This window comes from Pedobacter sp., assembly GCF_045628745.1.
Taxonomy (GTDB): domain Bacteria; phylum Bacteroidota; class Bacteroidia; order Sphingobacteriales; family Sphingobacteriaceae; genus Pedobacter.
Genome location: NZ_JAZQPU010000016.1, coordinates 1 through 5,968 on the forward strand (window position 1 = coordinate 1; position 5,968 = coordinate 5,968).

Genomic DNA, 5,968 nt, shown 5'->3' on the forward strand with positions numbered 1-5,968 from the left:
TGCCTGGCTCACAAATGATTTAATGACACGGTTAAAAGCAGCATCGTTAAATAAGCCTTCCTGCACGGTTTTTATAAAAGCATCGCGGTGTGCAGGTGTCTGGTCATATAAAAGCAAAGTGATGTTACCTTTATTGGTTTCCAGCCGCACTAACCGTGATTGGGCATCAACATGGAAGGCCATCATTAAAAAAGCCATAAAGGCAATAAAAACTTTTATTATTTTCATCCTATTTCATTAAATTATTAACCACTATTAAGATAGATAATGGTTAATTACTCAAATATACATAAATTACAAATGGCTCAAAATGCAGCATTAATTAGCTTTAGTCTCCGTGAAAAGCTAAAGCTTAGAGATCTTATCTTAGTAGCATGCCTTAAAAAAGAGCTTTGATAATTGTGCGTATACTGGAAATAATAACTAACACACCAACTGAAATAAGTATAGACTTAGAATTCAATTTTCCGGCAAGTTTTGCGGCAAATGGGGCTGCAATTATGCCGCCAATGATCAGTCCGGTGATTATTTGCATGTGACTGGTACCCAAAAGGAGAAAGAAAGTAAGGGCACTACCCAAGGTAACAAAGAATTCGGTTAAACTAACCGTCCCGATGATGTACCTGGGTGTTTTTCCTTTTGCAATTAAAGTACTGGTCACCAATGGACCCCAGCCACCACCACCAAAAGAATCTAAAAAACCTCCTGCACCAGCTAGCCAGCCGGCATTCTTCACTTTTCTGCTTTCATTTTTCTTTTTAAAGGCATTAAATAAAATCCTTGTACCCAATAACAAGGTATATACCGATAAAATTGGTCTTAACCAGTCCCCATAGGCTTCACCTAGGTAAACCAAAAGAACGGCTCCTATAACGGCGCCTAATACCCCGGGAAATAAAAGGGTCTTGAAGAGTTTTTTATTGATGTTTCCAAATTTGTAATGACTAAAGCCAGAAGCTCCACTAGAGAACATTTCTGCCGTATGAATACTGCCACTGATGGCTGCAGGATTTAAGCCTGTAGATAGTAATACCGTGGTAGATATTACGCCATAACCCATCCCTAAAGCACCATCCACCATTTGAGCGAAAAAGCCAGCAAGCACCATCCAGCCAAAAACAGCATCGAGCTCTATATGATTTACATAAAGCCACAGGTCGTTAAAAAGATTCCCTAAAGGATAAAATATCGAAATAGCATGACCAAAGAAGATAAACCCAAGTGCAAACAGGCATCTGCCAGCAATCTTTCTCCAATATTTCTCACTTCCAGCAGTGGTATTTTTCTCTGGTATAAGGTTGTGGTCATGGAAAAAGGTAACCAGCACCCCTGTTTCTTTGGCTATATGGCGAATGTTGCGATTCAGGTCCGAATGCGCATCTTTTAAAATGATTAAATCGTAGCCGGCAATCAATTCTCTTGTATAGGGTATTTGTGTTGACTCAATTATTCCGTCAGCAGTTAAGACATCAGCTATAAGGAATTTGTTCTTTTGCAACAACTCAGCTTTTGCTTTTTCAATTTCCACCCCAACACCAACTAACAAAATGCTGCTGTTTTCTTGTTCAATTTCCTTTTCTTCCGTTTGGTATTGATAGTTGTTTTGAGTCATTGATAAGCTGATTGATTGATACCAGCCGTAAATATATAATTAAATCTATCTATTTAGTAGAATTAAAAGAAGAATTCAATATTTTGACTTGAAATAATATAAACCCTCCTCCATTCCAAAGCTTAAAGAAGCTTTAAATGAAGAAGGGCTATCATATAAAAAATGTTATGAGATATTAAACCTTGAATGCAGGTAAAACATATCCATTATGGTATGGAGCACTGATGTATTGGTCGTTAATGAGCTTATTGGTAAAAAGCTTGGTATTTTGATCCCATGTTAACTTCTCGCCACTTCTGTAGGCAATGTTTCCCATTTGTGCAACCGTTGCAACATGTGCACCTGCTTGTAGAGAGCAGTTTAATTCTTCTTTTTTTCTTGACCTTACACAGTCGAAAAAATTCTGCATGTGTTTCTCCAGGCCGTTATCAGAAGATTTGACGAATGGTTTGCTCACTTTGTTACCGCTTTGTTTCTCTTCAATCACTTCCCAGCCACCCCTGTTAAGAATCAGGGTGCCATTATTACCAATATAAGCGATGCCATGATCACGGTTATAAGAGCCATTATCAATGCCCATGGCAGAGTCCCAGACTAAATTGAACTTATCAAATTCATACAAAGTAGTCAATGTATCCGGTGTTTCCTCGTAAAGATCAGGATAAGCAAATCGCCCACCCAAAGCTGAAATTGTTTTTGGAACAGGCATATCCATCCCTAATAAGGCATAATCGAGCAAATGAACACCCCAGTCGGTCATTAAACCACCAGCATAATCCCAAAACCATCGGAAGTTAAAATGATACCTGCTGGAATTGAAAGGGCGCTTTTTTGCCGGTCCCAGCCATAAATCATAATCTGCCCCTTCAGGAGGCATGCCATCCGGAACTACAGGTCCGGGTTTCATCCACCCCTGGTAACACCATGCCTTTACCGTTCTGATATCACCCAGCTGACCAGTTTTCACAAAATCAACAGCATCTTTGAAGTGCTGCTGACTGCGTTGCCACTGTCCAGCCTGTACAACTTTATTGTATTTCTGCTGTGCAGCTACCATGGTACGGCATTCCATAATAGAATTGCCAACAGGCTTTTCAATATATACGTCTTTACCTGCTTCACAAGCATGAATCATCATTAGCGCATGCCAATGGTCAGGTGTACCAATAATGACGACATCAATGTCTTTTCTATCCAGCAGGGAGCGATAATCCTTGTAAGCTTTAACTTTGGCTGCATCGACATTTAAAGATTTCAATTCAGCCATGCGCTTATCGAGCACATTTTTATCAGAATCGCATAAGGCTACCAAATTCACACCTGGCACCTTTAAGGCAGCCTTTAAATCAGACCAGCCCATGCCATTGACGCCAATTACGCCAATGTTCAGCTGTTCATTAGCCCCAATGGTATTTTTATACAAACCATAAGCAGGATTGTCAAGTGCAGATAATAAAATAGCGCTGCCCAGGCCACCTGCGCTATTGCGGATAAAGTTTCTTCGGTTTAACATTGGTTATTTTTTTGTGGTTCAATCTATTTGTAAATTACAAATTTCTTTGAAAGTTCCTCAAAAAAAAACCAACAATATCCCTATCCGTGTATGGCTTCTTTATTACCATAACTTTGAATCAGCTCCCCTTCAAACTCAAGCCATTCCTTCCATCGTTTATCTACATCTATATCGATGGTATATTTACGGGCAAAATTTAGAAAAGTGGTATAATGGTTAGCTTCAGACACCATTAAATCATGGTAGAATTTGGCCAGCTCCTGGTCTTTGAGGTTAAGTGAAAGCACTCTAAAGCGTTCACAACTACGCGCTTCTATCATCGCTGCAAATAATAAACGATCAATAAAAGCAGAATTCCTGCTGCCATCTTTACGGCTAAACTTCACCAGACGGCCAACATAATCATCTTTACGTTCACGGCCTAAGGTAAAGCCACGTTGGTTAATGATTTCTATTACCATTTGAAAATGCTGCATTTCTTCAATTGCAATAGCCGTTAGCTCTTCCACCAGGTCCATGTGTTCAGAATTATTGGCAATTAAGGTAATGGCATTGGTTGCCGCTTTTTGCTCACACCAGGCATGATCGGTTAGGATCTCTTCTAAGTTCGATTCTGCAATATTTGCCCACCGTGGGTCTGTCAATAATTTTAATCCTAGCATGTGGTGTTTCTAAATTCTTAGCTGCAAAATTAGGAATAATCGCAGTGATTTAAAATTATGCTTTAAAAACCTCTACTTTGCATAAATTTATAACGCATGAACGTGAAAAGGATATTGATCATTGGAATGGTATGGCCTGAGCCAACCTCATCGGCAGCAGGAACGAGAATGATACAATTGATCAATCTGTTTTTATCTACACATCATGAGGTTTACTTTGCCTGCGCCGCATCAAAGAGTGATTTCAGCTTTCCTTTACAGGATATTGGTGTTATTGAACAGCCAATTATACTCAATGACAGTGGCTTCAACTTGCTGCTAAAGCAGATAGATCCTGAAATTGTGCTTTTCGACCGATTTATGATCGAGGAACAATATGGCTGGAGGGTGCAACAAGAATGCCCCGATGCTTTAAGGTTGTTAGATACCGAAGACCTTCATTTTTTACGCCATGCCCGTCAACAGGCCATTAAAACAGGCCAATCAATTGATCAACTTTTTATCCATACAGATATGGCCAAAAGAGAAATCGCATCCATTCTCCGTTGTGATTTATCATTGATCATCTCAGAAGTGGAAATCCAAATCCTTGAACAACAATTCCATATAGCCGATAACTTAATTTATTATTTACCTTTCCTTGAGGACGAGTTGAGCGAACAAGGAATTAAGCAATGGATAAATTATGAAGAGCGAGAAGGTTTCGTCTTTATTGGAAATTACCTGCACGAACCTAATTGGCATACCTTACAATACCTTAAAACTAAAATCTGGCCAGAAATGCGCAAAAGGCTTCCTAAGGCTGCAATGCATATTTATGGTGCTTATGCTGCTCCAAAAGTCATGCAGCTGCACAATGAAAAAGAAAGGTTTTTTGTTCATGGACGTGCTGCCGATGCAAGAACGATCATTTCGAAACATAAAGTATTGCTTGCACCCATACAGTTTGGTGCTGGTGTTAAAGGAAAGTTTATTGATGCCATGCAGGTAGGCACCCCTACAGTAACTACTTCCATCGGTGCCGAAGCCATGAAAGGAAATTTAGACTGGAACGGAATCATTGCTGATGAGCCTGATCATTTCATTGCCGCAGCGGTAAACTTGTATGAGGATAAATATTTATGGCATACCTCACAACAAAACGGCATTCGCATCCTTAATCAACGTTATGGAAAAGCTCAGTTCAACAGTATTTTTATGGAAAGAATACAATTGTTGATTGCCAGCCTACAGGCCCACCGACAACAGAATTTCTTTGGTCAGCTCTTACAATACCATACTGCCAGCAGCACAAAATACATGTCGTTGTGGATTGAAGAAAAAAACAAAAACAGAATTACTGCTAAGGATTTAAATTAATTTGTTGAGGTATAGAATCCAAAGCATAATATTGATGGCTCACCTGCTGTCCTCTTACAATAATAATGCGCAATCCTGAAGGGTCATTTCCTAAAGGACGACCAACGGGCCCTGTAGTCACCATTTCCAGCTCGCCAAACTTCCCAAATGCATTTCTATGGTAGTGCCCTGCAAAGATATGGCTCACCTGATGGGCAGCAAATAGGTCTAAATATTTCTTCCTGGTATTGATATTAATATTAAAATAGCCGGAACTTTCTGCCGTATCAGTCAAAAACCAAGAATAATGCTGAAAAACCATCAAAGGGGCCATCGCGTTGCTATTGGCTAACTTAAGCTCCTCCCTTAACCATTTATCCTGTTCATCGGCTTGTTTCTGAACTGTACCAGGACTTTTAAAATACAAGGAATTTAATACTATACCCTGTAAATTCTGGTATTTAAAACTGTAATAATCTGGACCAAACTGTTTCCGAAAAGCGATAATGTCGGTGCTATCCGGCATATTTGTAAGGTCATGGTTGCCTGCTACATGATAAATAGCAATATTTGTATCTAGCAGGGAAATGATTCTTTTGTATTCTGCAAGCTGCGCTGCGTTTCCAGCCTCATTGACCAGGTCTCCTGTAACAATTACAAAGGCAGGCCTTAAGCGGTTAGCTGCCACTATAGCCTTTTCAAAATTGACCGTCTCTTTCACAAAATCTTTATTACCTGTATAAAAACCAAACTGTGGGTCTGACAATTGCATAAAGAAAAACGGCTGTGGTGCAGGTGGATCTTTTTCACAACCCAGGCCACATAAAATGCACAGGAAAGCAA

The 5,968-nt window shown here is 39.6% G+C and carries 6 protein-coding genes; 1 reads left to right on the forward strand and 5 read right to left on the reverse strand.

The genetic code is table 11. The features are described 5' to 3' along the window. The 4 genes from ACR2F7_RS00770 to ACR2F7_RS00785 all read right to left on the reverse strand — a co-directional run. Positions 1-228 (reverse strand): peptidylprolyl isomerase (locus tag ACR2F7_RS00770; RefSeq protein WP_432711702.1); only part of this gene is annotated, 228 nt, incomplete at its 3' end. A gap of 151 nt (positions 229-379) precedes the next feature. Further along, positions 380-1,612, reverse strand: coding sequence for a sulfite exporter TauE/SafE family protein (locus ACR2F7_RS00775; RefSeq protein WP_432711703.1), 1,233 nt, complete (start codon positions 1,610-1,612; stop codon positions 380-382). Positions 1,613-1,787: 175 nt separating this feature from the next. Further along, positions 1,788-3,125, reverse strand: coding sequence for a Gfo/Idh/MocA family protein (locus ACR2F7_RS00780; RefSeq protein WP_432711704.1), 1,338 nt, complete (start codon positions 3,123-3,125; stop codon positions 1,788-1,790). An 80-nt stretch (positions 3,126-3,205) separates the two neighbouring features. Beyond that, on the reverse strand, positions 3,206-3,787 hold the full coding sequence (locus ACR2F7_RS00785; RefSeq protein ID WP_432711705.1) for a tRNA-(ms[2]io[6]A)-hydroxylase: 582 nt from the start codon (positions 3,785-3,787) through the stop codon (positions 3,206-3,208). Positions 3,788-3,883: 96 nt separating this feature from the next. Here ACR2F7_RS00785 and ACR2F7_RS00790 point away from each other — a divergent pair, with 96 nt between their 5' ends. Further along, entirely contained in the window at positions 3,884-5,146 is a 1,263-nt protein-coding gene (locus tag ACR2F7_RS00790; protein ID WP_432711706.1) for a glycosyltransferase, read from the forward strand. On the opposite strand, the gene ACR2F7_RS00795 is transcribed toward ACR2F7_RS00790, so the two are convergent. After that, the coding region (locus ACR2F7_RS00795) for a metallophosphoesterase (RefSeq protein WP_432711707.1) at positions 5,130-5,968 on the reverse strand (839 nt) is incomplete at its 5' end. The genes ACR2F7_RS00790 and ACR2F7_RS00795 overlap by 17 nt on opposite strands.

Bases quoted from the DNA above. Each gene is read 5' to 3' on its own strand.
- ACR2F7_RS00775 (WP_432711703.1), bottom strand. From the start codon at position 1,612: ATGACTCAAAACAACTATCAATACCAAACGGAAGAAAAGGAAATTGAA.
- ACR2F7_RS00780 (WP_432711704.1), bottom strand. From the start codon at position 3,125: ATGTTAAACCGAAGAAACTTTATCCGCAATAGCGCAGGTGGCCTGGGC.
- ACR2F7_RS00785 (WP_432711705.1), bottom strand. From the start codon at position 3,787: ATGCTAGGATTAAAATTATTGACAGACCCACGGTGGGCAAATATTGCA.
- ACR2F7_RS00790 (WP_432711706.1), top strand. From the start codon at position 3,884: ATGAACGTGAAAAGGATATTGATCATTGGAATGGTATGGCCTGAGCCA.